The organism is Halomonas alkaliantarctica, assembly GCF_029854215.1.
Lineage (GTDB): Bacteria > Pseudomonadota > Gammaproteobacteria > Pseudomonadales > Halomonadaceae > Vreelandella > Vreelandella alkaliantarctica_A.
Map to the genome: position 1 here is coordinate 2,145,168 of NZ_CP122961.1, position 20,903 is coordinate 2,166,070.

A 20,903-nucleotide genomic window follows, 5' to 3' on the forward strand; every position below is an offset into this window, starting at 1 on the left:
CCTAGATAAAATACTGCCTCAATCACGACACTGAAGCAAATAATTTATTCACATAGCTCTTTCGATGAAAGCATTGATGAATTTGAGCTTCCCAAAGTGCCAAATGGATCTTATATTAAGTTAACTGATAGTCTGTTACCGATCCCAAAGTAGACATAAAGACAAAGGCCTTATGCACTCCGATCAGGGATATGCAGCTTGCACTATGTTTGGTCTTATATTGCCGAAAGATATTATACCACCAGCAATTTAAAGTAGTTAATACTTGGTTTTCACACAAGATAAAATTTTTTATCTTGCTGGCACGTTCATACTGTATAACAGCGCTCCACCTACCCACTACTAGCAAGTGGTATTAAAGGAAAAACAGATATGAAAGTAATAACTAAAGAGCATGAAAAAGTCGAATACGGTAAATCCAAAGCAGGAATCGTAATACACAATTTTTTATCTTCTTTTGATGAGACTTTCAATCAATCTAGCTACGCCATATTTTCTGAATTCTTCAAAAAAAATGAGAATGTATCAAAATGGATGATCTTTAGCGACTACGTACTAAATGATAAAAATAAGCCAAATGATGTAATAACATTTTCCATACTTCCATACTCTGAGGACTTTGAAAGACTTAAAGAAAAAATAAATGGTCTATCCTTCAAGGATATTAAAAATTTATCAAGAGTAAATACAGAATTCTTAGAATTTATCAACAAAAGTGAGATTTTAAATATATCTATACTCATAGATAAGAATATGACATTAGATCCAATTAATGAGCGTGAGGCGCTAAAGACATGTTACAAAACGGCTATTAACCAAGTAGATTACTGGATAAGAAATGAGGGTGAAAACGAAAATTATCTACGTATAAAAAAAGCTTACAACGTCATGCTCCATGAGGTTTCAAAGCAAGGAGTAAATTTAAGAAATATAAGAAATATTGAAATAGTGTCGAATTTTATTGCATATATAACGTTTCAGGCTTGCCTTTTATTAAAGGTGGATATAATTGGCTGGTTTTCGGATAGAGATTCTATGCTAACCCATAAGGACGGAAAATTCTCTATGCCAGTAATCTTTGACTTAGCATATAATTTATTTCATGCTTTGATGTTATCAAAAGATAAAGATTACGCAGAGAACTTCGTTTTTGGACTGCCAGAACAGACGGGGGATCTATGGTATGATTCATTCAATAGAATACCAGATTTAATTGCTGCAACGCTTGCTGACTATGACTATGAAAACAACATTTCTAGCCATAGCAAGTTTTTCCCCGTAATTGAGAATGTCATCACCAATAAAGAAAAGAATTTAATATATAAGATTTACGCTTTGGAAAATGGATTTGAAGCTGCATATTTAACTTTTACTCGACAAGAAGACAAGATGCCATTGTCGGAATGTGATTTCTCTGCGCTCTGTTGGCATCCTATATCATTGGCTTTAATAAGAACCTACTCAAATTTCGCTCCTTGGCCGAAAAGCAGTACCTAATGTACACTTCGCCAATACATTAAGCTACTAAGTGCGTTGGCCATCTTTTATGACCAACGCAATTCAGTCTAAGCCTGCCCTACCTCCCACAGCGCCAACCCCTGCCACAACCGCTTACACTTACCCGCCAGTTGCAACGCCCCCACACTCTCAAAGTGACTAACAGCCTCATTTAATCCCACCGCACTGATCAACACCTCCTGCTGCTTAACCCTCTGCCTGGCAGTCACCATCCAAATGCTATGACTTATCTTCTCCAGAAGGATCCGGGCGGCCTGCATCAGCAAAGCCGCGGCCTAGCGTTTGGGCAGTTGATCGAGCAGTAAACCGCAGGCTTTATGCCACTCGCTTTGAGGGGAGTAGCGCAGGGCGGCAAGAATGGCCTGGTCACTGCACCCACCGCATCCAGGTACTTCACCTGCTAGAGCAGCGGCTGGAATCCAAGGTTGTCGTGACAGGGCAGCCTTAACCCCCTACTGCCCAGGCGGTGCCAACCTAGATACGCAAAAGCCCCGCCGGGTAACCGGCAGGGCTTCAAAAAGTTATGGCTAATCGCGCAGCTAGAGCATCATAGATAAAACACTGCCTCAATCACGATACTTAGGCAAATGTAATCGTCAATTTTTTACTTTTCATCACGTCGCTGGTTCAAAAGGACTAATTTCACCCTCATTTTGTGCTAAAATGTAATTTACATTAGCCTTTGACATAATTTTAAAAGACATGAGTAAGATGATCAGATTTCGCCAGTTAAAACAGGGTTGTTATTTAGAATAGTTATTAGCAAAAACCTACTGCTGCCATTTAGTGGCATAAACAACATACTATTGACACTGAGGTTAAAATGAAAAGCATAGTTTTTTTCAACAATAAAGGAGGCGTTGGAAAAACAACTCTCCTATGTAACATGGCTGCTTACCTATCAATAAAAAAATCCAAGAAAGTACTTATTATAGATGCTGACCCTCAATGCAATAGTACCACATACATATTATCCGAAGAAAAACTTGAATCAATATATGGGAAATCTAAAAGAGACAGCATTGAATCTTTTTTATCACCAGTTAGAAAGGCAAAGGGTTATCTTGAAAAAAGAATAAACCCTGTAAAGTCAGAAAGATTCAAGGTTGATATAATCCCAGGCGATCCAAGACTTTCGCTCAGCGAAGATTTATTAGCAACTGACTGGAAGTCAGCTACGTCGGGTGACCCGAGAGGATTGCAAACAACTTTAGTTTTTGAACATCTCAAACTTCAATATGAAGAGTATGATTATATTTTCTTTGATGTTGGCCCATCCTTAGGTGCGATAAATCGCTCTGTACTTATAGCTTGTGATTATTTTGTAATTCCAATGGCAGTTGACGTATTCAGTCTAATGGCCTTAGAAAACATAAATCTTTCTCTAACTAAGTGGAGAAAAGGCATAGAAGATGGTTTAAAAAAATACGAAGAAGAAGAAAACGAGCCTTATGAAATTTATGACAAAGAATTTCAATGGAGTCTAAAGTTCTCTGGATACGTACTTCAACAATATAAAGCTAAAACTGTTAGAGGTGAAAAGGTACACGTTAAAGCCTACGAGAAAATTTCTAAAGAGATCCCAGCAGCAATTGAAAGAGAAATACATTCGATAACTAAAGACCACTTAACACTTGACAATCTTTTCTTAGGCGAAATTGAGAATCTTCATAGCTTGGTTCCTATGTCTCAGACTACTAACGCACCTATATTCAGTTTAAAATCTAAAGATGGCGTTGTCGGGGCGCACTTCCAAAAAGTACAGTATTCGGAGGGAATTTATTCCAGTATTGCTAAGAAGCTATTAAGCAACATTGGAGATAGTGATGATTAAGTGGCCAAAGGAGGTAGTCAGTGATATTAGCAGACGTCGCTGTGTTATATTTTTAGGGTCAGGAATTTCTAGAAACAGTGTTAACACTACCGGGAGAAGACCTAAGACATGGTATCAATTCCTCCAAAGTGCTATCACAGATATTAACCCTAAAGCTCATATCAGCAAGTTATTAAAGGATAATGACTACCTAACAGCTTGCGAGGTGGTAAAGCGGCAACTTGGAAAGGAGGAATTCACTAGAATTGTTAGAGAAGAGTTTCTTGTTCCTGCATATCAGCCTGCCGATATTCACAAAAAAATATTTTCATTGGATTCTAGAATTGTAGCAACTCCCAATTTTGATAAAATATATGAAACTTACGCTAACAGTGAAGCAAATGGATCGATTGTAGTCAAACAGCATTACGATTCCGATGTAATGTCAAGCATTCGAGGGTCTGAACGTATTATTCTAAAGGTTCACGGCACTATTGACTCCCCTGACAAATTAATATTTACCAGAGCCGAATATGCAGAGGCTCGAACAAAGTATTCATCTTTTTACGAATTACTCGAAGCTCTTTCACTGACGCATACTTTTCTTTTTCTTGGCTGCGGAGTCAATGACCCTGACATTAAGCTTTTGCTAGAAGATTCTTTATTCAAACACAATAGCAGCAGATCCCACGTCATGCTTCTACCTAAGAAATCTTTACACAACTCTGTAATTGAAGTTATTCAGGATACAATGAACCTAAATATAATCCAATACTCAGGAGCAAATAATCATATAGAGCTACTTGAATCAGTTACAGAGCTAGTAGATTTAGTTGAAGCTGAAAGAGAGGAGTTAAAAATAAATATGAATTGGTAAATTAATTAAGCCACTGTTATACACTTGAAAATCTTCTGCTTTTTATATACAACCCTAGCGTTTTATCGGCACAAAAACTCCTCAAATTAAATGTTTTTGGGGAGTAGAATAAAGAAAAACTCTTCAATGGCAATGCGTATTCAAAAAGAAATTAAACTTTGCAAAAAAAACACACGTAAGATTACTTGAGCTCTTATCATCACCTAACTAGCACTCTTAAAACAACATACTGCCGCATATACTCAGATCCGAAAATAGATTATTTGCAATATCTCCATTACCGCACACTGCATGCTGTTTGAAACCAAAAATAATGAATATTTCAATATTTATATTAAATAATTATTCGAGTGTGTAAATATAATAGCTATAAAATTCAACCTAATTCCGGAGATGCGTTTTGAAAATTGAGTTTAACCTACTTGGAAATGCTATTGACTCGATCGAAAGCGCAATTGAGCTTCTAGCATGGCGTGATGAGAAAGACGACGCAAAGCGTTTGAAGCAGGCAGTGCTTTGCATCGCGCACGGAGTCGAGCTGCTGCTCAAAGAGCGCCTGCGCCTCGTACATCCATCCTTGGTTTGGGAAAACGTCGATAAATATCCAGGACTCAGTGCAAGAACAGTTACAGTTGATGGCGCGCTTGGACGCCTACAAAAGATAGGTGGCCTTGATTTTCAAAAGGAAGACAGGCACCTAATCACGTCGCTGCGGGATACTCGAAATGCTATTGAACATTACTCGTGGTCTACGACCAAGAGCGAGGCAGAGAAAATTGTTGGGAATGCCCTTGGTTTCGCGGTGCACTTCGCGAGAGCAGAACTGAAACATGACTTTTTTGGTTACCACACTCGCAAAGATGATACCTTTGAAGTGCTGCTTGAAGAAAACTTTCATTTTGCGAAAGCATTCAGGGATCGCTACGAGCAGCACCCTAATGCTGCGAATACGGTTAAAATACTTTGCGATTTCTGTCATGCTCAATCTGCCGACCCTTCAACCGGTGCCTGCGAGTTGTGTGGTCACTGGAATAGTTTACCTGATGATTACGATTGCCCATTCTGAACGACCGCACCTAGCCTATTAAATGTATTTAAACTCCTCAACAACCAATCCTTCAGACATAATTAGGGACGTTTTTATGATTGGCGTTGACCTTATATAAAAGGCAACGTCACCCTAAATACTTACGCCTCCCTCCCCTTTCTCCAGCCATTCCCACAACCGCTTACGCGCACGCTTACCCGCCACCTGCAACGCCTCCACACTCTCAAAGTGCCGTACGCCTTCATTCAACCCCAGCGCCCTAAGCAACACCCCCTGACGCTCCACCATCTGCTTGGCAGTTACCATCCAAATGCTATGGCCCATCTTCTCCGGACGGATGCGGGCGGCCTGCATCAGCATGGCCGCGGCCTGGCGTTTGGGTAGCTGATCCAACAACCAACCACAGGTCTTATGCCACTGGCTTTGAGGGTGGTACCGCAACGCGGCTAGCATGGCCTGGTCACTGCGGCCACCGCCGCCAGGTATCTCACCTGCCAGCGCTGTGACACTGAACGGTTGGTATCCAGGGTTCTCATGACGGTAATCAAGCTGCAGCTCCAGCATGGTGTCGATAATGCGGGATACTGCTGCATCACGCGCTCGTTCATCACTCTTCGCTGCCTCCACGACACGCCAGGGGTTTGCTACCTGCTTCCAATCATCAAACTGCATCTGGCTCCCCTTCTGCTGTGTCATCACCCCTTCCTCCACTCGGTACCGCTTTCCAGCGCCAGCCGTTCGCCGGCTATTTGCGTGCGGGGCCAACTGGCGTATTCCCTAAGCACTGCTTTAGCCTCCTCGAGCCCTAGCGCCAGCACCGCGCAATAGCCCTCAAATTCGCTATTTTCCAGCCACTCGAATTGGCTATCAGCTAACGGCGCATCCTTGGGGGGGGGTGGCCTTGAACTCCAGGTACAGGCCAAACCAACCGCCGCGGGCCTGACGAACGGGGAGATCGCTCACGCCTGCCTTTACGCCCTGGCGCTTGAGGTCGCTCGCGGTTTTCTTATTGCGGTGGCCGCCGTTGGGCACATGGAAGGTGGCATCAAACAACTCGCCTACCGGTTGGCCACGCATCTTCTCCCCATACAGCCAACGGATCAGTACGGCTTGCTCCTGCCCTTCCCAATCGACCGGCTTTGCCCGGTGCGCGCCGCTTTTGGTCAATGCTCGAGGGCGACGGGGTTTCTGGATTCGTAACGTCACGCCATACCTCCAGCCATGCTATCCAACATTCGTTGCTGACGCTCCCAACGTTGGTAATCGGCCACGATCCGCTCCAGCATGGCTCGCGCCGTATCGTTATGGTCCAGCTCGGCGCGGCTTTGGATGCCACACGAGTGACGAATGAAATCGGCGCAGTCCTCGGGGCTGTGGGTACCATCGGGCAGCTGCCGATATTCAAGTGCCTTTGCCTGACGGCGGCGGCAATCGAGGTACAAACCGAATCGCACGTTTTGGCACAATAACGCGGCACGGCGCGCCTGCTGCCCACCTTTCAATGCTTCACCCATCGTCATGCTCCCCTTGATCGTTCAACTCTTCGACACTCTTACAAAAAGCGCCTGCAGCGCAGGCCACCGCGATAAACACGCCCGCTAGCACCCCCAACAGAAACCAGCTCACGCCATCCATTGGGCACCTCCACGCTGTTGGCGACGCATGCACTGCTTGCACGCTGGAAGTGGCTCACCGGTACCCGGGTCGCGAAATTCGGCAGCGCTCTTGCGGTATTGGCAGGCCGGGCACTTAGGCCGTTCATAAGCACGGCTCAACATGGTTAACGCCCTCCCATCGCAGCCAGCGGCGCGCCCGCCTGTTCCAACAGCTCACGGCGACGCGCTTCTTCCTGTTCGGCTTCTTCGCGGCGCTGACGCGCCTTGGCATCGCCAGGTTTATTGATGATCTCGCGCAGTTGGCCAACCATTCGCTTACGCTGTCGCCGACCTTCCTCGGTCAATGGTTTCTCAGCCGGTGGCAGAAAGTGGGCCACTTTTGGGGCGGGCAGCTTGCCGGCATCAACCGCCTCCTGAAGTACCAGCTCACGGCGCTGCGTGTCATGCCCCAAAGACACCTGCCACACCGGCTGGCGCCCTTCCGCTTTGGCGGTTTCGGCTTCACGCTCGTAGGCTGCTAGGAAGGCCATACGCGCCCCCACCTGGTCACCGCCGTTCAATACCGGCTTGGCAACACCAAAGGCCCGGGCGATTTCCGGCGTCCACACCACCGTTTCGCTCTCATCGGTGCTACGCAGCGCCAGCGCCCATGCTTCGTTGGGCAGCAGGTGCTTGTTCGCGCTGGGCAAGCGCTCAACGATCGCGGGCAGGGTTAACTTGCCATGTAGCTCGGTACGACAGCGGGCCAAGGCGCGGCGAATCTCGGCAAACGGGTAGCCGCTTAGGTCGTCGGTAATCAATACCGCGGCGGTTGGGCGGATCTCCTGCCCCAGCACTTCGGCCGTGGCGTACACCAGTTCGAGTACCTGGTCAGACTCTTGGGCGGTTAGCATGACGAAGACTCCTGTTGTTGGCGGCGGGCGGCCATGATGCGCTTGGCCTCCTCGGCGTTACTCAGGTTGGATTGCGTGCTATCCAGCTGGCGCGCTCTGGCTTGGGTCACCTGCTGGCCGGTGGCAAGTTGCGTGGCGATCGCTTCGCAGTCCTGCAGGAGCAAGCCAACGGGATGCATCCGCGCGGTGTAATACTGGTTGTTCAGCTTCACGTAGTGGGCGGCTACGCCAGGGGCACGCTCTGCCCCTACACGGTCGACCAGCTGGCTCATGTTCGCGCCCACCTTCTGGTTCCACACCGGCCAGGTGCCGTAACGCGCACGGTAGGCACAGGCATAGTTCGCCCAGGGCTTGAAGGTCTTGGCGGTGGGGTCACGAGTGCCGGGCATATCGCTGGGGATTCGCGCCAGCAGATCGTCGGCAGATTCCTGTGGCCCTGCCTGTTCAGCTTGCGGTTCTTCAGCGCCCAGGTAGTCACCAGTGGCAGCGGCTGGGCTAGCCCCAGGCGCAACCCTCTTACTGGAACCCTCTAACTGAACCCCTAAACCTGAACCCCTCTCTTCACGGTTTTCCGAATACCCCTCTTCGGGATCTCGAATAGGGTTCTCCCCGTTTTCCGAATACCCCCCTTCGGAATCTCGAATAGGGTTCTCACGATTTTCCGAATACCCCTGTTCGGTTTTTCGAGTACCCCTATTCGGCTTTTCGAGTGGGTGCTTCATGAAGATCCGACGCTCGACAATCTGCTTGCCTTCGCGCACCTGATCCACACGAATCCAGCCCTTCTTTTTCAGCGAACTGATCACTTCGGAAACACGGTTGGGCGAAAGGCCAAAGAACTCGGCCAACTTCTTGTTACTCTTGAAACAACCTTTTTGCGGGTGCTGCAAGCTGTCGATCTCGATCAGCATCACTTTCTCTTGCAGTGAGAGCTCACGATTCAGCCAGATCTCAGCGGGTATCCAGACACCTCGGAATGCGCGTTCTTCAGTCATGGCGCGCCTCCATGAGAAAGGATGGGCGCAAATGCGAAACTAGATATAAGCTGATAATTGCTAAACGCTGCCTACCTACCTTTAAAGGAGAGCCGCCATGGAAACCACGCTGTGTAACGATCCAGAAGGCTGGGAGCCAGGCAAGGACAGACAAGATCATGTCCCTCCTGGCAGAACGCCACCGCCGCCACAAAAGCCAAAACCATAATGATTGAGGCAAATGACTATGAGCGAGCGGCTCACCGAACAAGTTAGAACTGATGAACGAACACTTTACGAAGCGGCTGGCGATACTGCTTACGCCATACGCTACATGCAGCTCCAAGAGCGTCTTTTTAACCGCATGGGCAATGTTCTCAAATTCACTAGCCTGTTCGGTGGTAGCGCCGCTTTCGCAGGTGTTGCCACCAGCAATGCCACAATCACTGCCATAAGCGGCGTCATTGTGGCTATTAGCACTATTCTGGATTTTGTCCTCAAGCCGGAAGAGAAAGCGTTTCAGTGCCGTGGCGCACGCCACCGGTACCAGCGCCTGCTTCAGAAATCGTCTGAGCTCACCCTGGCAGATCACGACCGCAAGGCGGCCAAGATCGCCAGAATGGACACCCCTCACATCGAAGGCCTGCGCAAGCCCGCCTACAATGATTCCTCTATCGAACGCGGGCGACCGGACTACACCTGGCAGCTCAACCGTTGGGAACGCTTTTTGAAATGGCTTGCATAAGACCAATCTCGTTAGAACCGCAGACTGTTTCATAGCAGCCCCCACGAATAGAAAGCCACACCGCCAACCGCTAAAGTGGTAGTTGCGACACCATCCACTAAAAGAAGGAAAGCGACGTGGCTAAAAACGAATACGACTACCTTTGGGATTCCCACGAGCGCGATGAATACGCCGCAGCAGGCATTAATGAAGAAAATTGCACCAAAGAAGAAGAAGCCATCATTGTCCGAAAGGTGCTCAAGCAGTTCATGGCAATGTTTCTTGAGGCGCATCTTGCAGCCCGCTATCACCGCCTGGGATTGCAGATTAATGACATCGAACTGCTGCAAGCCCGCGCTGCCGAGCTTCATCATTTTCGACCAAGTGAAACCGGCAACATGCACCTGGATGAACTTATGATTTTGTTGGCCGGCGAGTTTGAGCATGTATCTATTCCTCCCGATGCGCGTGAGGTGATACTGAGGCGCACATCCGACCTTCAGGAGTGGGTCGAGATAGACGCACTGCTGTCTTAGCGCTGTTTTCAGGAACTGCAATAAGCGGCAAACCCAGACGCTGGCGACAAAGGTTAAGCGTCTGGTTCAGCTTCTCAGCCTCTTCACGGAACTTTTTTGCCCTCATCTCTTGCAACTGCGCTTCAGTGATATGTGAGCTAATGGCTTCAACCAAGCGACTCATTTCCCGCTCTAACTCCCACTGCTCCGCTTCATATAGCTGCTTGCTCATACCCTCACCTCAAAAAGACCTGTATATCCATTCACGACTTAGAAACCGATGCGCACGCGTCACCACAGCGGATATGCTGATGAGAACTAGCGACTAACTCAGGCCAGATGGTTTGCCAGTCACGCGGCCGCAGAGCTTTACGTGTACATAAAGCAGCAGTAGCACACTCGATTCGCGCAGCGATCTCTGGTGAGGCTTGCTTGTGCCCATAGGCGATCTGGCGTAGGTAAGCGCGGGTGGTGCCTGTTTGATGCACTTGGTCATCGGTCGCATCACGCAACCAATCAAGCAGGGATTGTTGGCGAGTTTTCATAGGCAGCTCCTTATTGCTGCCCCAATGATTACCCACGGGTAATCATTTATCAATACCCATAGGTAATTTACCTATCGGTAACGCTAGCGGATTATGGCAGGATGGAAATCACAGACCTCAGACGTGAGAATTTAAAGCGCATCCTTGATGCACGCTTCAATGGCAAACGTGCTGCGCTAGCAGATGCTATTGACCGTGAAGCTAGCTATATTTCTCGCTGCTTAAGCGACAAAGCACATCGCAAAAAAATTGGCGAAGAATTTGCTCGTCATATAGAAAGCAGACTTAATCTACCCAGTAGATGGCTAGACCAGGAAAGTCCCAATACAAAGGACTCCCAGCTAAGCCCAGCGGGAGGGATAGAAAATATTGACATTGCGCCAACAATGGCTGGGATGAGCCCCGAAATTGGCTGGGCTCAAGCTGGAGCATGGACTGAAGTTTGTGATATTGAGATAAATCCTGAGAAATACCACCCGCGTCCATCTAATGCCAGCCCAAACACTTTTGTTCTCCGAGTGGTTGGTGAGTCTATGCTTCCAGAATATACCCCTGGAACCTTAATTTTTGTCGACCCTGAAAAAGTGGCGGAAAATGGAAAGGATGTCATTGCAGTGATGACAGAAACCAATGAAGCAACTTTCAAGCGATATATAGAAGAGCCAGGTCACGGCAAAATGCTGAAGGCACTTAATCCAAATTGGCATGAACCCTACGTTAAAATTAATGGTAATTGTCGGGTAATAGGCGTAATAGTCGCTGACATGCGAATTCGATAGCTATAAATTATTAAAACCGCTTACCGAGCGGTTTTTTTATTCGCCAAATAAGAGTAACAATCAATTCTATTTAGCTACCACATATAGAATGGTTAAAAAAATAATAGAAAACACAGAAAAAATTGAAATGCCCATAGCTAAAGGCCTGTGGACGAAAAAAAGCCACTTTCTTAGGTTTGATTATTCCTACTACCTACTATATATTGTGTACTGCCTGTTACCAAAAGGTAAAATATAGGCACACGGAAAGGCCCACTCTACGCCAATAGAGTGAGCCTAATTTTCAACTTAGAGACTAGCGGAGGTGAACAAACCACGAAACTCTTGCAAATGCGCGCCAACGCAGCAAGTGCCGTGGAAGTAAAAGTTGTAGTGCAACAATAGAGCCTAATGGACAGTATGTCCACAGTACATTCGTACAAATGTACTTTAAAAGGCAGCTATTGTTTGCACCTCCGCGACGCCTCCTGTACTGAAAGAGGTACAAGCGAAATGCCTAAGAGCGCGCGAGAAACCTATCTAGAAAGGTATAAAAAAGCTCGTGAAGCCGGTCTAGTGCTTCAACAATGGCAGCAGAGTAAGCCGATTCTGCTGAAACGAGCTTTAAGAGAGGAAGGTGGTCAAGGCACTCTTGACCTCTGAAATCTCAAGCACAGAACCCGCCGTGATGGCGGGTTTTTTTTGGTTCAAGCAAAAATATTTACCTGCAGGTATTGACCAAATAATTACCCATGGGTAATTATTGATCTATGTTTCATTACCTGGAGAGCAGCCATGCCTACTAGCACCCCTGAGGAATTTGAATTTAATGGCTTCCGCTGTCGTTTTGGTCAACGTAACAGCGAATGGCCCTCACTCGTTCAGGCGCAAGTTATTGCATGCCTTGCAGCAGGAATGACTAGAAAAGAGATCGCTAAGTTACGAGGATGCTCGCCAAGCACAGTTAGTTCCACTGTTGATTCACTGTTTTATTACCTAAACACACATCGTGCTGCTGGCGCTGTTGCCGAAGCCATGCGCCGCGGCTGGATCGCTCCCCTTCTTATCGCCCTGCTGGTCAGCGGCATCAATCCCGACACCGAAGCCATGCGTAACCGCCCACCGGCTCGTACGCGCCAGCAGGTCAGCGCCAGTCGTAACGTGTCACGTCGTGATGTGGGGAGCGTCTGCTCATGAATCTCTATAACGCCCAAGCCGTCACCGGGACACTTACAGCCAATGGCATCAACACGGCGTTTCTCTTCACGCTGATGCCCTGCCAAGAGCTGGCGCTGGCCATCAACTTGCAGCGCAAATACGCGGTGCTGCTGGAAACCTGCCAGCACGGCATCTTCTGCCAAACGTGGCTGGCACATCGCAACGCCCAGCACGAAAGCCACCAAAAGTTTGAGTGCTACTACAGCCACCCCGAAACGGCGTTGAGTGAGATACGCGCTATACACCGCCACCTCAACAGCTTGCTGGATGACAGCAAAGGCGGTGCCGTATGAGCAACCAAGCCGCTAAAGCCCTATGGGTGGCCATCATGCTTATCTCGATAGCCGTCCTGGGCCAGCTCTACCAACGCGAAGCGGAAGAACAGTCCGACTGGCTGGTTAGCTACTGCACGGATGCCGCGATCTGGGCCGCCGAGGAGGCCCGTGGTGTACCGCTGGAAAAGCGCACTGGCCAGCCGGATTACAAAGGCATCGCGGAGGAGCATTGCCCAGGCATGCGCCCCTCTGCTCCCGCGTTAGAAACCGACACCACCTCACCGGCACAGCTGGCCATGCCCGAAACGTTGCCGTTTCAACAGTTGGTTCAGTTTTGAGGGGGCTGGCGTATGTACATGCTCAACCGGCTTGGCCAGCGAATCATCGTCGGCAACCGCCGCCGCCATTGCCGGTGCCGGTCTTGCGGTGCCCGTCAGGTAAAAGCCAAACACCCCGCTGAGTATTTACGCCGCATTCGCTGCAAAAGCTGTGGGGAGTTCGACACGCTGCGCATCGATAAGTGGGCGGATCGGCGCGGCTGGCGGTACCAGACATGCTACTGCGATGGCTACCACTTCCCCCATCGGATCCGCTCAGAGTTTTGCTATCACAACCCCAACTACCCCGCCGACGACGGCCACCGTGAAATGGCCAGTGGCATGTAGAGGCCTGCTATGAATTTTGACGAACAGTTTGACCGGATATTCAAAACGCCAGCGCCAGCAGAGGGCGACGCCGGCGAAAAAAATGAGGACAGCGAGGTTCAGTCATGAGCGCGATATACACGAAAGATCCCGCCACCAGCGAACGCGTAACGCTCAGCGAGTTAGCAAAACGCCACGGCGTACATGTCTCGACCATTTCCCGCCGTTATAGCGAAGGCAAACGCGGGCAAGCGCTCGTCGATCAAGTGGATATGCAAGCGCACCTCGCCGAGCTGAACGCGAAAGCACACGAAGCCGCAGAGCGTAGAAAGGCGATCATTCTCACCAGTATGAATGCCTTGTCACGTCCATTTAAGCAGCTAGGAGGTAACTGACATGTCAAAAGCGATCATCAAAGCCCTGGAAGAACGGCTTCGCCAAATAAATGAAGAGGGCTTCACGTCATCCCATGACGACTGCTACACAGAGGGCCAATTAGCAGCGGCAGCGGCCTGCTATGCCTGTATCGCAGAAGATGTGCTGCAAGGTGGAAAGTCAGCACTGGATGGCCAGCCACCCGCCTTTTGGCCCTGGGACGATGCCTGGTTCAAACCCAGCCGGAACCCTAAACGAAACATCGAAAAAGCCATGGCCCTACTGGCAGCGCAGTATGACGCCATTGAGCGCACCGAAGCGGCCGCCAGCAAAAAGGCAGCAACGCCTGACATCGTATGGTCGACCAATGACGAAACATTCAACCATGACGATCTGCAGGAGCTGATCGAAGAGCGCCAGTTGCAGGCAGGCGATACGGTTTTTTTCGGTACCAAGCGCCATGCGCAAGCCACCGACTTCACCACCAATATCGATGAGCTGGTGATAGAAGGCATGCAGGTACAGGCCGAAGACGATGCAGGCGAAGTGGCCGAAGATTATCCCAGCGCCAGCGAACCACAGATTCAAGTGCTGCAAACGCTCATCGAGGCATGGGCAACCACCTATTGCGACCCCGACTTTTATCAAGTCTTGAATACCCAGCCCTACACGCTTACCGCCGCTGATATTGGGGAGGCAAGCCATGACTAACTACCTCGCCAACAACGGCAAGCCTTGGTCTCCAGAGGATCTAGCCGCGCTGAAATCGAACTACCCGGACACCAACAACGCCACCCTTGCGAAAATGTTCCGCCGAAGCGCTTCCAGTATCAAAAATCAGGCAATTAACCACGGCTGGCGGAAATCAACCGAGTACATGGAGCGCGAAAAGCCAGGCCGCTTTAAGCCGAACTTGACGCCCTGGAACAAGGGCACGCACTTCAGCCCACCAGGCAGCGAGCGCACACGCTTCAAGAAAGGCCACAAACCAGCAACGTGGTTACCGATCGGCAGCGAGCGCGTCACTAAAGATGACTATCTGGAACGCAAGATGACCGACACCGGATACCCGCCCAGGGACTGGGTAGCGGTCAGCCACATTGAGTGGGAAAAGCACAACGGGCGGCCAGTACCCAAAGGCCACGCTGTGATATTCCGCGACGGTGACAAGCGCAACTTCGCGTCAGCCAACCTGGAGCTAATCAGCCGCGCCGAGTTAATGCGACGTAACAGCTACCTCAATCTACCCGAGCCGTTGCCGCAAATCGTTCAGCTGCGCGGAGCTCTAAATCGCAAAATCAATCGCAGGAGCAAGCAGGCATGAAGAACAAAATCGACGACTTACGCAATCACCTGTTTGCCCAGCTTGAGCGCCTGGGTGATGAAAGCATCAAGGGGGATGCTTTGAAAGAAGAGATCCAGCGGGCAAAAGCCGTTAGCGATGTATCCGCGCAGTTAGTGGATAGCGCCCGGGCTGAAAACGAAAGGCTTAAGCTCCTCAAGCGTGCACCAGGCAGTACCTTCATGCCCGCCGGCGAGCTGATCGATGAGGAAGGGCTTCCAGCCTTAGGGAGTGGACGGTGAGCCGATACGCAGAGAACACAGGCGTTTCCAGTGAGCGCAGCCGCGCAGAGATTGAGCAAACCGTATCAAGGTACGGCGCCAGCGGCTTCATGTATGGATGGGATGGCGGTACCGCCGTAATGGCCTTCCAGATGAACGGGCGCCGGATCCGCTTCGATCTCTCCATGCCTGATCGCAACAGTCGTGACTTTACGCAAACCGAAACGGGCCGCGAACGGGCGCCGGCACAAGCCACGAAAGCTTGGGAACAAGCATGCCGCCAGCGGTGGCGCGCCCTCTCCCTGGTCATTAAAGCCAAGCTGGAAGCGGTTGAGTCTGGCATTACCGAATTCGAGGAGGAATTTCTCGCGCATATCGTATTACCCAATGGGAACACGGTTGGCCACTGGATGTTGCCCCAAGTAGAAAGCGCTTATCAGTCAGGTGACATGCCCCCATTGCTGCCAGCCCCGGGGAAGACATGACCAACGCGACGCATACCCATCGAGAACGTGGCGGGAAATTTCAGGAGATTGCCCAGCACCAGGGCGCTGGAACGGACTTGGAAGGAAAGTGGTTGGTGCTCTATCGCGACCTAGATAAAGGCATCGATAGCATTACCAGTCTGCAGGAATGGGAAACACAGTGGCGAGCGCTTGCACCGGACGACTGCCCTATTTGCCTGGGTGCAGGTCACGATCAGATCAAAGGCAATCGCGACAAGCCCTGTGGGGGATGTTATGGCTTGGGGAAAGTGCGTGACAACGGGGAAACACCCGCCGACTGCTGGGAAGTGGCAACAGTGGCCACCGGCATTATCCAGCGCCAGCAGGAGGAACTGCTAAACCTGCGTCGCATCGCCCAAAACCCTGAGGTGCAAGCCCTCATCGATCAGCAGCGCCAGCAGGCAATAGACGACAGCATAGCGCGCCAGGAACGCCACTGGCGTGATGGTCAAGGCTGGGGCCCCGGCGGCCAACGTTATACGGGAGATTGATATGGAGGTGCTTACCTATACCCCTAAAGAGGCTTCCAAAGCGCTCAGCGTGTCCGTCGCTACCGTGTATCGCTGGATGGATGACGGCACTTTACCGGTCGTCTGGCTAGGTAAGCGCCGAATGATCCACGCAGAACGACTACGGCAAAGGCTAGACGCCGGCTGCGCCGAGACGCAAACTAATAGTGCGCCCGGCGTGGTACAAGGAGAAACACCATGCCCCATAAACGTAAAGGCTCACCGTATTGGTGGACCAAAATCACCCCGCCGGGAGGCGGTGCGCCGATTAGACGCTCTACTGGGACGGTAGACTATCGGGAAGCGAAAGCGTTGGAATCGAAGTGGCGATCTGAACTCTATCAGCAAAACGCCTGGGGCAAAGCACCCCAGCATACCTTTGCTGAGGTCGCAGCCGAGTTCCTTAGCGCCAGTCAGCACAAGCGTTCATATGCCGATATTCAGCGCCGAGTCGCTAGGCTTTATGACCACATTGGGCCTGACTACGTAATGGAGGAAATGCGAGGGGATGACGTGCGAGCATTCATAGCAGCCCGACAGCAAGACGGTGTGCAGCCGGCAACCATCAATCGTGAGCTTTCAATTTTAAGCGCCATGATCAATCACGCGATCATTCAATTAGAGTGGCCCATGAGCAACCCTGTTAGAGGCAGGATGCTCAAGGAGCCAGAGGGACGCGTGCGGTGGTTAACCCACTCAGAAGCGGACAGATTAGTAGAGGCAGCTAAAACACAGCGCAGTGGTGATCGGTTGGCAGACTTCATTCTGTTGGGCCTCAATACCGGCGCCCGCATGAATGAACTGCTCAAGATGACCTGGTCACGCGTCTACTTTGATAATGCCCTACTTCACCTGGAAGGTGAAGACAACAAGAGTGCAAAGCGCAGGTCGGTACCGCTCAATGATGAAGCTCTCGCGGCGTTAAGGCGTCGGTGGGTGTGGGTAGCCAGTCATTGCCCTCATAGCGAATGGGTGTTCGCTAAGGCTGATGGTGAGCGATTGGGGAATCTGCGGGAGGGTTTTAAGAGCGCGTGTAGCCGTGCGCGTATTACGAACTTCCGTATCCACGATTTGCGCCACACCTGCGCCAGCTGGATGGTTAGTGAAGGAGTGCCATTGTTGGACGTAAAAGAGGTGCTCGGGCACTCCACTGTGAAGATGACAGAGAAGTACGCGCACCTGGCACCGCACCGCGCACGGGATGCTGTTAACCAGCTAGGAAATCGCACAACAGGCGGTTCACCGGCAGAGGTTGCTAAACAGCGCCAGACACAATCTGGACACAGTGAAAGACCGGTACAGTTAATAGAAGGCTTGCTTGGCAGGAAACGCAGAGCCTAGAAACGAAAAAACCCCTGACGAATCAGGGGTTTTAATATCGAGGTGGCGGAGGGACAGGGATTCGAACCCTGGATAGGCTATTAACCTATGCCGGTTTTCAAGACCGGTGCATTCAACCGCTCTGCCATCCCTCCGGCTTATGGGTGCGTATACTAACAGCTTTTCCTTGGAAGTCAACGCCTTTAGTACAAACGTAACCCGACGCGGGTAATTTTTCCGCCTTCCATATCGCTCACCACCCAATGGATGCCGTGCCAGTCTACATCGTCCCCGATGACCGGGTGGCCTCCCACGCGCAGGGCGATAAATTCCGCCAGTGTCATGTTTTGCTCACCGGGGCTGAGCGTTAGGCCATAGGCTTGGGCGATATCCTGCATTTGTGCGCTGCCATCCAGGGTAAAGGTACCGAAGAAGGCGCGCTCCTGCTTGAGCTTGGCATCGCCATTGAAGAGCCGATTAAGGGCGTACAAGTCTTCTGAGCGACCGATCACACAAATCACATCGCCTAGTTTCAAGCGTGTACTGCCTTTGGGGTGCAGCATGGTGTGGTCGCGGAACAGAGCTGAAATCAGCGCCCCAGAAGGAAAACGCAGCAGCCGGATGGGCACGTCCTCCAAGTCCTGGTTCTCGACCCCGTATACAAATAGCTCAAAGTCATTTTCCGGCAGGATGCCCAACGGGCCGCGTCGGTTAGGCACGGTGCCTACCGGCACTTCCACCTTCAACCACTTGGCCATCAGCGTCAGCGAGCCACCCTGAATCAACAAAGACATCAATACCACGGCAAAGGCGACGTTAAAGTAGAGCGAAGCGTTTTCGACCCCACCGATGACCGGAAATATAGCCAGCACGATAGGCACCGCCCCTCTCAAGCCTACCCAGGCAATAAAGAAGGTTTCCCGCCAGCGGAATTTAAAGAACGGTTTGATGGTGATCAGTACGGCCAGCGGGCGGGCAATAAAGATCAGCGCCAGCGCCACTAAACCCGCGGGCAACGCCACGTCCCATAACTCACTGGGCGTAACCAGCAGGCCAAGCACCAGGAACAGGCCGATTTGACTTAGCCATGCCAAGCCATCGTGCACAGGGAGAATAAAGTTAAGATGGCGCCCAGGCTGGTTACCAATCATCAAGCCGGCCAGGTAGATCGCCAAAAAGCCGCTACCGCCCAGCACGCTGGTTAAACCGAACACGCTGAACCCCAGCGCCAGCGCCAACATGGCGTAAAGGCCAGGGGCTAAATCGAGCCAGCGCAACAGCTTGGCACTTAGCCAACCGCCCCCCAGGCCGACTATCAAACCAATACCAAACTGGGTAATAAAAAACAGCAGGGTTTCAAAGGGGCCGCCAATATCACCGACTAACAGCTCAACCAGCATCAGGGTCAGGAAAATCGCCATCGGGTCATTGGTACCCGACTCAATCTCCAGCGTCGCCCCTACCCGCTCGTTGAGATTAACGCCGCGGCCGCTGAGCATGGAGAAAACCGCAGCGGCATCGGTAGAACCCACGATGGCGCCGACCAGCAGGCCCTGCACTATCGTTAGGTCAAAAATCCACATTGCGATAACGCCGACAATGGCGCTGGTGATAAAGACCCCGAAGGTGGCCAGAGAGAGTGCGGGTTTAAAACCTACCCGGAAAGTTTTGAGACGTGTACGTAAGCCACCGTCTAACAAAATCATGGCCAGCGCGAGATGGCCGATGGCAAAGGCCATGGAGTAGTCGTCAAACACGACGCCCAGCACGCCCTCTTCACCTGCTAGCATGCCTAGCCCGAGAAAGATCAGCAGCAGCGGCACACCCATCATTGACGATAGACGGCTGGCCAGAATACTGAGCGCCATTAGGGAACCGCCTACCAAAAAGAACGTATAAATTGCGTCCATGACTCTCCGTCTCTAACATCAATACAGCGCTATTATTGCATGTAACCGTTGAATTTACCGTCTCTTCTCAGCGCGCCCTTATGCTCAAAGGGCTGGTCAGAAGCTTCGCCAGGCGGCTACACTTCGCCGTTACAATCTCTGGAGCTACTGACTATGTTGCGTTGCCTCTCGCGCTACTGGCACCCTCTTTTGTTGAGTCTCATCGTTACTTGGTTTTTTTCTAATTCCGTTATTTACGCAAATGAAGAGAGCGAAGAAAGCCCTCAAGAAACGGCCCCGCTGACGCTAAACACAGACGTTGAGGTGCCTGAAGCATTGTGGCGAACCAGCGATAGTGAAAACGTCGAGGAGGTGCCCACCATGGCTCTGGCCCCGGCACCGCCTCTCGTACCACCGCCGGTTAAACGCATCACACTGATGCTGGATTGGTACTTGAGCCCCCAGCATGCAGCCTTGGTGATTGCTCAAGAGCGCGGGCTATACGCGGCCCAGGGGCTAGAGGTAGAAATTCAGTCACCGGCCGACCCTTCTATTGCCATCAAGCTGCTAACCGCAGGCGAAGTCGATTTGGCCTTAACCCGCCAGCCGCTGCTTCATCTCCATGCCCATAACGGTGCGCCGATTACACGAATCGCGACACTGATCGAAACCTCGCTAACAGCGGTCATTGTGACGGGTGAGCAACAGGTGAAAGACGAAAGTACCTTGGCAGAGTTACATTACGGTTATACCACTGATGAAGGCCGCGACTTGAGTATTCCTCGTTTACTGCCCCTCTCGGTGCAGCAAACGGATGATTTTACCCCACCGGTCAACCTGCATTTTGACCCCATTCGAGCCATGCGGGAGAACCAAATTGACGCCGTCGCCGATGGCTTTTACCACTACCTTCCCCAGCAGTTAGCAACTGAAGGCATTAACACCCACGTCATTCGCTTCGATGAGTTAGATATTCCCCGTAATGACGGTTTGGTGGTACTCGCCAATAGCGATACGCTTGCCCGCCGCGGCGCTACCTGGTCTCACTTCGTGCTTGCCGTTGAGCAGGCAAGCCATTGGATTATTGACAACCCTGATGCGGCTTGGGAACTGCTGATTAGCGCGCATCCTGTACTCGACAATGACATTAACGCCAGCGCCTGGGAGGACATCCTACGCCGTATAGCGCTGAGCCCTGCGGCGGTAGATAACCGACGCTACGCTGGGTTTGAAACCTTTTTACACCAAATGGACCTTACTGAAGAGACGTTGCCCGTTTCGCGTTTAGCGGTTGATCCCCACACGTTATAACCACGTATCGAC

At 50.8% G+C, this 20,903-nt stretch carries 29 protein-coding genes and 1 tRNA gene; 20 read left to right on the forward strand and 10 right to left on the reverse strand.

The genetic code is table 11. From position 1 onward, the window contains the following. The first annotated feature begins 372 nt into the window (after positions 1–372). The 4 genes from QEN58_RS09775 to QEN58_RS09790 all read left to right on the forward strand — a co-directional run bounded on the left by QEN58_RS09775 (position 373) and on the right by QEN58_RS09790 (position 5,274). Positions 373–1,497: a hypothetical protein gene (locus QEN58_RS09775; protein WP_280103505.1), complete on the forward strand. Its 1,125-nt coding sequence runs from the start codon at positions 373–375 to the stop codon at positions 1,495–1,497. A gap of 844 nt (positions 1,498–2,341) precedes the next feature. Continuing rightward, positions 2,342–3,352, forward strand: coding sequence for a ParA family protein (locus QEN58_RS09780; protein ID WP_280103506.1), 1,011 nt, complete (start codon positions 2,342–2,344; stop codon positions 3,350–3,352). Continuing rightward, positions 3,345–4,208 (forward strand): SIR2 family protein, encoded by an 864-nt coding sequence (locus QEN58_RS09785; RefSeq protein ID WP_280103507.1) that lies wholly within the window; start codon positions 3,345–3,347, stop codon positions 4,206–4,208. Before QEN58_RS09780 ends, QEN58_RS09785 begins: the two co-directional genes overlap by 8 nt. Before the next feature lie 400 nt (positions 4,209–4,608). After that, positions 4,609–5,274, forward strand: a complete 666-nt coding sequence (locus QEN58_RS09790; protein ID WP_280103508.1) for a hypothetical protein — start codon at positions 4,609–4,611, stop codon at positions 5,272–5,274. Positions 5,275–5,388: 114 nt separating this feature from the next. On the opposite strand, the gene QEN58_RS09795 is transcribed toward QEN58_RS09790, so the two are convergent. The 7 genes from QEN58_RS09795 to QEN58_RS09825 all read right to left on the reverse strand — a co-directional run bounded on the left by QEN58_RS09795 (position 5,389) and on the right by QEN58_RS09825 (position 8,760). After that, entirely contained in the window at positions 5,389–5,952 is a 564-nt protein-coding gene (locus QEN58_RS09795; protein ID WP_280103509.1) for a hypothetical protein, read from the reverse strand. Between the two features lie 171 nt (positions 5,953–6,123). Next, entirely contained in the window at positions 6,124–6,462 is a 339-nt protein-coding gene (locus QEN58_RS09800) for a hypothetical protein (protein WP_280103510.1), read from the reverse strand. Then, complete coding sequence (locus QEN58_RS09805) at positions 6,459–6,770, reverse strand: hypothetical protein (protein ID WP_280103511.1); 312 nt, start codon at positions 6,768–6,770, stop codon at positions 6,459–6,461. The genes QEN58_RS09800 and QEN58_RS09805 overlap by 4 nt, the downstream gene beginning before the upstream one ends. Then, complete coding sequence (locus tag QEN58_RS09810; RefSeq protein ID WP_280103512.1) at positions 6,763–6,891, reverse strand: hypothetical protein; 129 nt, start codon at positions 6,889–6,891, stop codon at positions 6,763–6,765. The genes QEN58_RS09805 and QEN58_RS09810 overlap by 8 nt, the downstream gene beginning before the upstream one ends. Continuing rightward, positions 6,879–7,034, reverse strand: a complete 156-nt coding sequence (locus QEN58_RS09815) for a hypothetical protein (protein ID WP_280103513.1) — start codon at positions 7,032–7,034, stop codon at positions 6,879–6,881. Before QEN58_RS09815 ends, QEN58_RS09810 begins: the two co-directional genes overlap by 13 nt. A 2-nt stretch (positions 7,035–7,036) precedes the next feature. Next, positions 7,037–7,765 carry a hypothetical protein gene (locus QEN58_RS09820; RefSeq protein ID WP_280103514.1) on the reverse strand — a complete coding sequence of 243 codons (729 nt, stop codon included), beginning with the start codon at positions 7,763–7,765 and terminating at the stop codon, positions 7,037–7,039. After that, positions 7,759–8,760, reverse strand: coding sequence for a helix-turn-helix domain-containing protein (locus QEN58_RS09825; RefSeq protein WP_280103515.1), 1,002 nt, complete (start codon positions 8,758–8,760; stop codon positions 7,759–7,761). Before QEN58_RS09825 ends, QEN58_RS09820 begins: the two co-directional genes overlap by 7 nt. A gap of 226 nt (positions 8,761–8,986) precedes the next feature. Here QEN58_RS09825 and QEN58_RS09830 point away from each other — a divergent pair, with 226 nt between their 5' ends. Then, positions 8,987–9,484: a hypothetical protein gene (locus QEN58_RS09830; RefSeq protein ID WP_280103516.1), complete on the forward strand. Its 498-nt coding sequence runs from the start codon at positions 8,987–8,989 to the stop codon at positions 9,482–9,484. Positions 9,485–9,600: 116 nt separating this feature from the next. Further along, positions 9,601–9,999 (forward strand): hypothetical protein, encoded by a 399-nt coding sequence (locus tag QEN58_RS09835; protein ID WP_280103517.1) that lies wholly within the window; start codon positions 9,601–9,603, stop codon positions 9,997–9,999. 242 nt (positions 10,000–10,241) lie between these two features. Here QEN58_RS09835 and QEN58_RS09840 read toward each other — a convergent pair whose 3' ends face one another. Next, on the reverse strand, positions 10,242–10,523 hold the full coding sequence (locus tag QEN58_RS09840) for a hypothetical protein (RefSeq protein ID WP_280103518.1): 282 nt from the start codon (positions 10,521–10,523) through the stop codon (positions 10,242–10,244). A gap of 101 nt (positions 10,524–10,624) precedes the next feature. Between QEN58_RS09840 and QEN58_RS09845 the strand changes: the two genes are divergently transcribed. The 13 genes from QEN58_RS09845 to QEN58_RS09900 all read left to right on the forward strand — a co-directional run bounded on the left by QEN58_RS09845 (position 10,625) and on the right by QEN58_RS09900 (position 17,712). Continuing rightward, a complete protein-coding gene (locus QEN58_RS09845; RefSeq protein WP_280103519.1) occupies positions 10,625–11,302 on the forward strand; it encodes a LexA family protein in 678 nt (225 codons plus the stop codon). Between the two features lie 774 nt (positions 11,303–12,076). Then, a complete protein-coding gene (locus QEN58_RS09850; RefSeq protein ID WP_280103520.1) occupies positions 12,077–12,478 on the forward strand; it encodes a helix-turn-helix transcriptional regulator in 402 nt (133 codons plus the stop codon). After that, positions 12,475–12,792 carry a hypothetical protein gene (locus QEN58_RS09855; protein ID WP_280103521.1) on the forward strand — a complete coding sequence of 106 codons (318 nt, stop codon included), beginning with the start codon at positions 12,475–12,477 and terminating at the stop codon, positions 12,790–12,792. Before QEN58_RS09850 ends, QEN58_RS09855 begins: the two co-directional genes overlap by 4 nt. Beyond that, positions 12,789–13,112 carry a hypothetical protein gene (locus QEN58_RS09860; protein ID WP_280103522.1) on the forward strand — a complete coding sequence of 108 codons (324 nt, stop codon included), beginning with the start codon at positions 12,789–12,791 and terminating at the stop codon, positions 13,110–13,112. Before QEN58_RS09855 ends, QEN58_RS09860 begins: the two co-directional genes overlap by 4 nt. Before the next feature lie 12 nt (positions 13,113–13,124). Further along, a complete protein-coding gene (locus QEN58_RS09865) occupies positions 13,125–13,439 on the forward strand; it encodes a hypothetical protein (RefSeq protein ID WP_280103523.1) in 315 nt (104 codons plus the stop codon). A gap of 104 nt (positions 13,440–13,543) precedes the next feature. After that, the gene (locus QEN58_RS09870; protein ID WP_280103524.1) at positions 13,544–13,813 is read left to right on the forward strand and encodes a hypothetical protein; all 270 of its coding nucleotides are present in this window, start codon (positions 13,544–13,546) and stop codon (positions 13,811–13,813) included. Position 13,814: 1 nt separating this feature from the next. Next, complete coding sequence (locus tag QEN58_RS09875; RefSeq protein ID WP_280103525.1) at positions 13,815–14,504, forward strand: hypothetical protein; 690 nt, start codon at positions 13,815–13,817, stop codon at positions 14,502–14,504. Continuing rightward, entirely contained in the window at positions 14,497–15,117 is a 621-nt protein-coding gene (locus QEN58_RS09880; protein ID WP_280103526.1) for an HNH endonuclease signature motif containing protein, read from the forward strand. The genes QEN58_RS09875 and QEN58_RS09880 overlap by 8 nt, the downstream gene beginning before the upstream one ends. Further along, on the forward strand, positions 15,114–15,377 hold the full coding sequence (locus QEN58_RS09885; RefSeq protein WP_280103527.1) for a hypothetical protein: 264 nt from the start codon (positions 15,114–15,116) through the stop codon (positions 15,375–15,377). Before QEN58_RS09880 ends, QEN58_RS09885 begins: the two co-directional genes overlap by 4 nt. Beyond that, positions 15,374–15,841 (forward strand): hypothetical protein, encoded by a 468-nt coding sequence (locus QEN58_RS09890; RefSeq protein ID WP_280103528.1) that lies wholly within the window; start codon positions 15,374–15,376, stop codon positions 15,839–15,841. The genes QEN58_RS09885 and QEN58_RS09890 overlap by 4 nt, the downstream gene beginning before the upstream one ends. Further along, a complete protein-coding gene (locus QEN58_RS09895; RefSeq protein WP_280103529.1) occupies positions 15,838–16,353 on the forward strand; it encodes a hypothetical protein in 516 nt (171 codons plus the stop codon). Before QEN58_RS09890 ends, QEN58_RS09895 begins: the two co-directional genes overlap by 4 nt. 1 nt (position 16,354) lies before the next feature. After that, positions 16,355–16,663 carry a helix-turn-helix domain-containing protein gene (locus QEN58_RS19505; protein ID WP_425270281.1) on the forward strand — a complete coding sequence of 103 codons (309 nt, stop codon included), beginning with the start codon at positions 16,355–16,357 and terminating at the stop codon, positions 16,661–16,663. Next, positions 16,570–17,712 (forward strand): tyrosine-type recombinase/integrase, encoded by a 1,143-nt coding sequence (locus QEN58_RS09900; RefSeq protein ID WP_280103530.1) that lies wholly within the window; start codon positions 16,570–16,572, stop codon positions 17,710–17,712. Before QEN58_RS19505 ends, QEN58_RS09900 begins: the two co-directional genes overlap by 94 nt. A 43-nt stretch (positions 17,713–17,755) precedes the next feature. Here the strand turns inward: QEN58_RS09900 and QEN58_RS09905 are convergent. After that, positions 17,756–17,846, reverse strand: a tRNA-Ser gene (locus tag QEN58_RS09905). Between the two features lie 48 nt (positions 17,847–17,894). Beyond that, positions 17,895–19,601 (reverse strand): potassium/proton antiporter, encoded by a 1,707-nt coding sequence (locus QEN58_RS09910; protein WP_280103531.1) that lies wholly within the window; start codon positions 19,599–19,601, stop codon positions 17,895–17,897. Between the two features lie 153 nt (positions 19,602–19,754). On the opposite strand from QEN58_RS09910, the gene QEN58_RS09915 reads away from it, so the two are divergent. Continuing rightward, positions 19,755–20,891: an ABC transporter substrate-binding protein gene (locus tag QEN58_RS09915; RefSeq protein WP_280103532.1), complete on the forward strand. Its 1,137-nt coding sequence runs from the start codon at positions 19,755–19,757 to the stop codon at positions 20,889–20,891. The last annotated feature ends 12 nt before the right edge of the window (positions 20,892–20,903 follow it).

Bases quoted from the DNA above. Each gene is read 5' to 3' on its own strand.
- QEN58_RS19505 (WP_425270281.1), top strand. From the start codon at position 16,355: ATGGAGGTGCTTACCTATACCCCTAAAGAGGCTTCCAAAGCGCTCAGC.
- QEN58_RS09855 (WP_280103521.1), top strand. From the start codon at position 12,475: ATGAATCTCTATAACGCCCAAGCCGTCACCGGGACACTTACAGCCAAT.
- QEN58_RS09780 (WP_280103506.1), top strand. From the start codon at position 2,342: ATGAAAAGCATAGTTTTTTTCAACAATAAAGGAGGCGTTGGAAAAACA.
- QEN58_RS09875 (WP_280103525.1), top strand. From the start codon at position 13,815: ATGTCAAAAGCGATCATCAAAGCCCTGGAAGAACGGCTTCGCCAAATA.
- QEN58_RS09815 (WP_280103513.1), bottom strand. From the start codon at position 7,034: ATGTTGAGCCGTGCTTATGAACGGCCTAAGTGCCCGGCCTGCCAATAC.
- QEN58_RS09775 (WP_280103505.1), top strand. From the start codon at position 373: ATGAAAGTAATAACTAAAGAGCATGAAAAAGTCGAATACGGTAAATCC.
- QEN58_RS09845 (WP_280103519.1), top strand. From the start codon at position 10,625: ATGGAAATCACAGACCTCAGACGTGAGAATTTAAAGCGCATCCTTGAT.
- QEN58_RS09860 (WP_280103522.1), top strand. From the start codon at position 12,789: ATGAGCAACCAAGCCGCTAAAGCCCTATGGGTGGCCATCATGCTTATC.
- QEN58_RS09830 (WP_280103516.1), top strand. From the start codon at position 8,987: ATGAGCGAGCGGCTCACCGAACAAGTTAGAACTGATGAACGAACACTT.
- QEN58_RS09880 (WP_280103526.1), top strand. From the start codon at position 14,497: ATGACTAACTACCTCGCCAACAACGGCAAGCCTTGGTCTCCAGAGGAT.
- QEN58_RS09785 (WP_280103507.1), top strand. From the start codon at position 3,345: ATGATTAAGTGGCCAAAGGAGGTAGTCAGTGATATTAGCAGACGTCGC.
- QEN58_RS09885 (WP_280103527.1), top strand. From the start codon at position 15,114: ATGAAGAACAAAATCGACGACTTACGCAATCACCTGTTTGCCCAGCTT.
- QEN58_RS09810 (WP_280103512.1), bottom strand. From the start codon at position 6,891: ATGGATGGCGTGAGCTGGTTTCTGTTGGGGGTGCTAGCGGGCGTGTTT.
- QEN58_RS09900 (WP_280103530.1), top strand. From the start codon at position 16,570: ATGCCCCATAAACGTAAAGGCTCACCGTATTGGTGGACCAAAATCACC.
- QEN58_RS09840 (WP_280103518.1), bottom strand. From the start codon at position 10,523: ATGAAAACTCGCCAACAATCCCTGCTTGATTGGTTGCGTGATGCGACC.
- QEN58_RS09865 (WP_280103523.1), top strand. From the start codon at position 13,125: ATGTACATGCTCAACCGGCTTGGCCAGCGAATCATCGTCGGCAACCGC.
- QEN58_RS09895 (WP_280103529.1), top strand. From the start codon at position 15,838: ATGACCAACGCGACGCATACCCATCGAGAACGTGGCGGGAAATTTCAG.
- QEN58_RS09825 (WP_280103515.1), bottom strand. From the start codon at position 8,760: ATGACTGAAGAACGCGCATTCCGAGGTGTCTGGATACCCGCTGAGATC.
- QEN58_RS09870 (WP_280103524.1), top strand. From the start codon at position 13,544: ATGAGCGCGATATACACGAAAGATCCCGCCACCAGCGAACGCGTAACG.
- QEN58_RS09915 (WP_280103532.1), top strand. From the start codon at position 19,755: ATGTTGCGTTGCCTCTCGCGCTACTGGCACCCTCTTTTGTTGAGTCTC.
- QEN58_RS09820 (WP_280103514.1), bottom strand. From the start codon at position 7,765: ATGCTAACCGCCCAAGAGTCTGACCAGGTACTCGAACTGGTGTACGCC.
- QEN58_RS09910 (WP_280103531.1), bottom strand. From the start codon at position 19,601: ATGGACGCAATTTATACGTTCTTTTTGGTAGGCGGTTCCCTAATGGCG.
- QEN58_RS09805 (WP_280103511.1), bottom strand. From the start codon at position 6,770: ATGGGTGAAGCATTGAAAGGTGGGCAGCAGGCGCGCCGTGCCGCGTTA.
- QEN58_RS09795 (WP_280103509.1), bottom strand. From the start codon at position 5,952: ATGACACAGCAGAAGGGGAGCCAGATGCAGTTTGATGATTGGAAGCAG.
- QEN58_RS09850 (WP_280103520.1), top strand. From the start codon at position 12,077: ATGCCTACTAGCACCCCTGAGGAATTTGAATTTAATGGCTTCCGCTGT.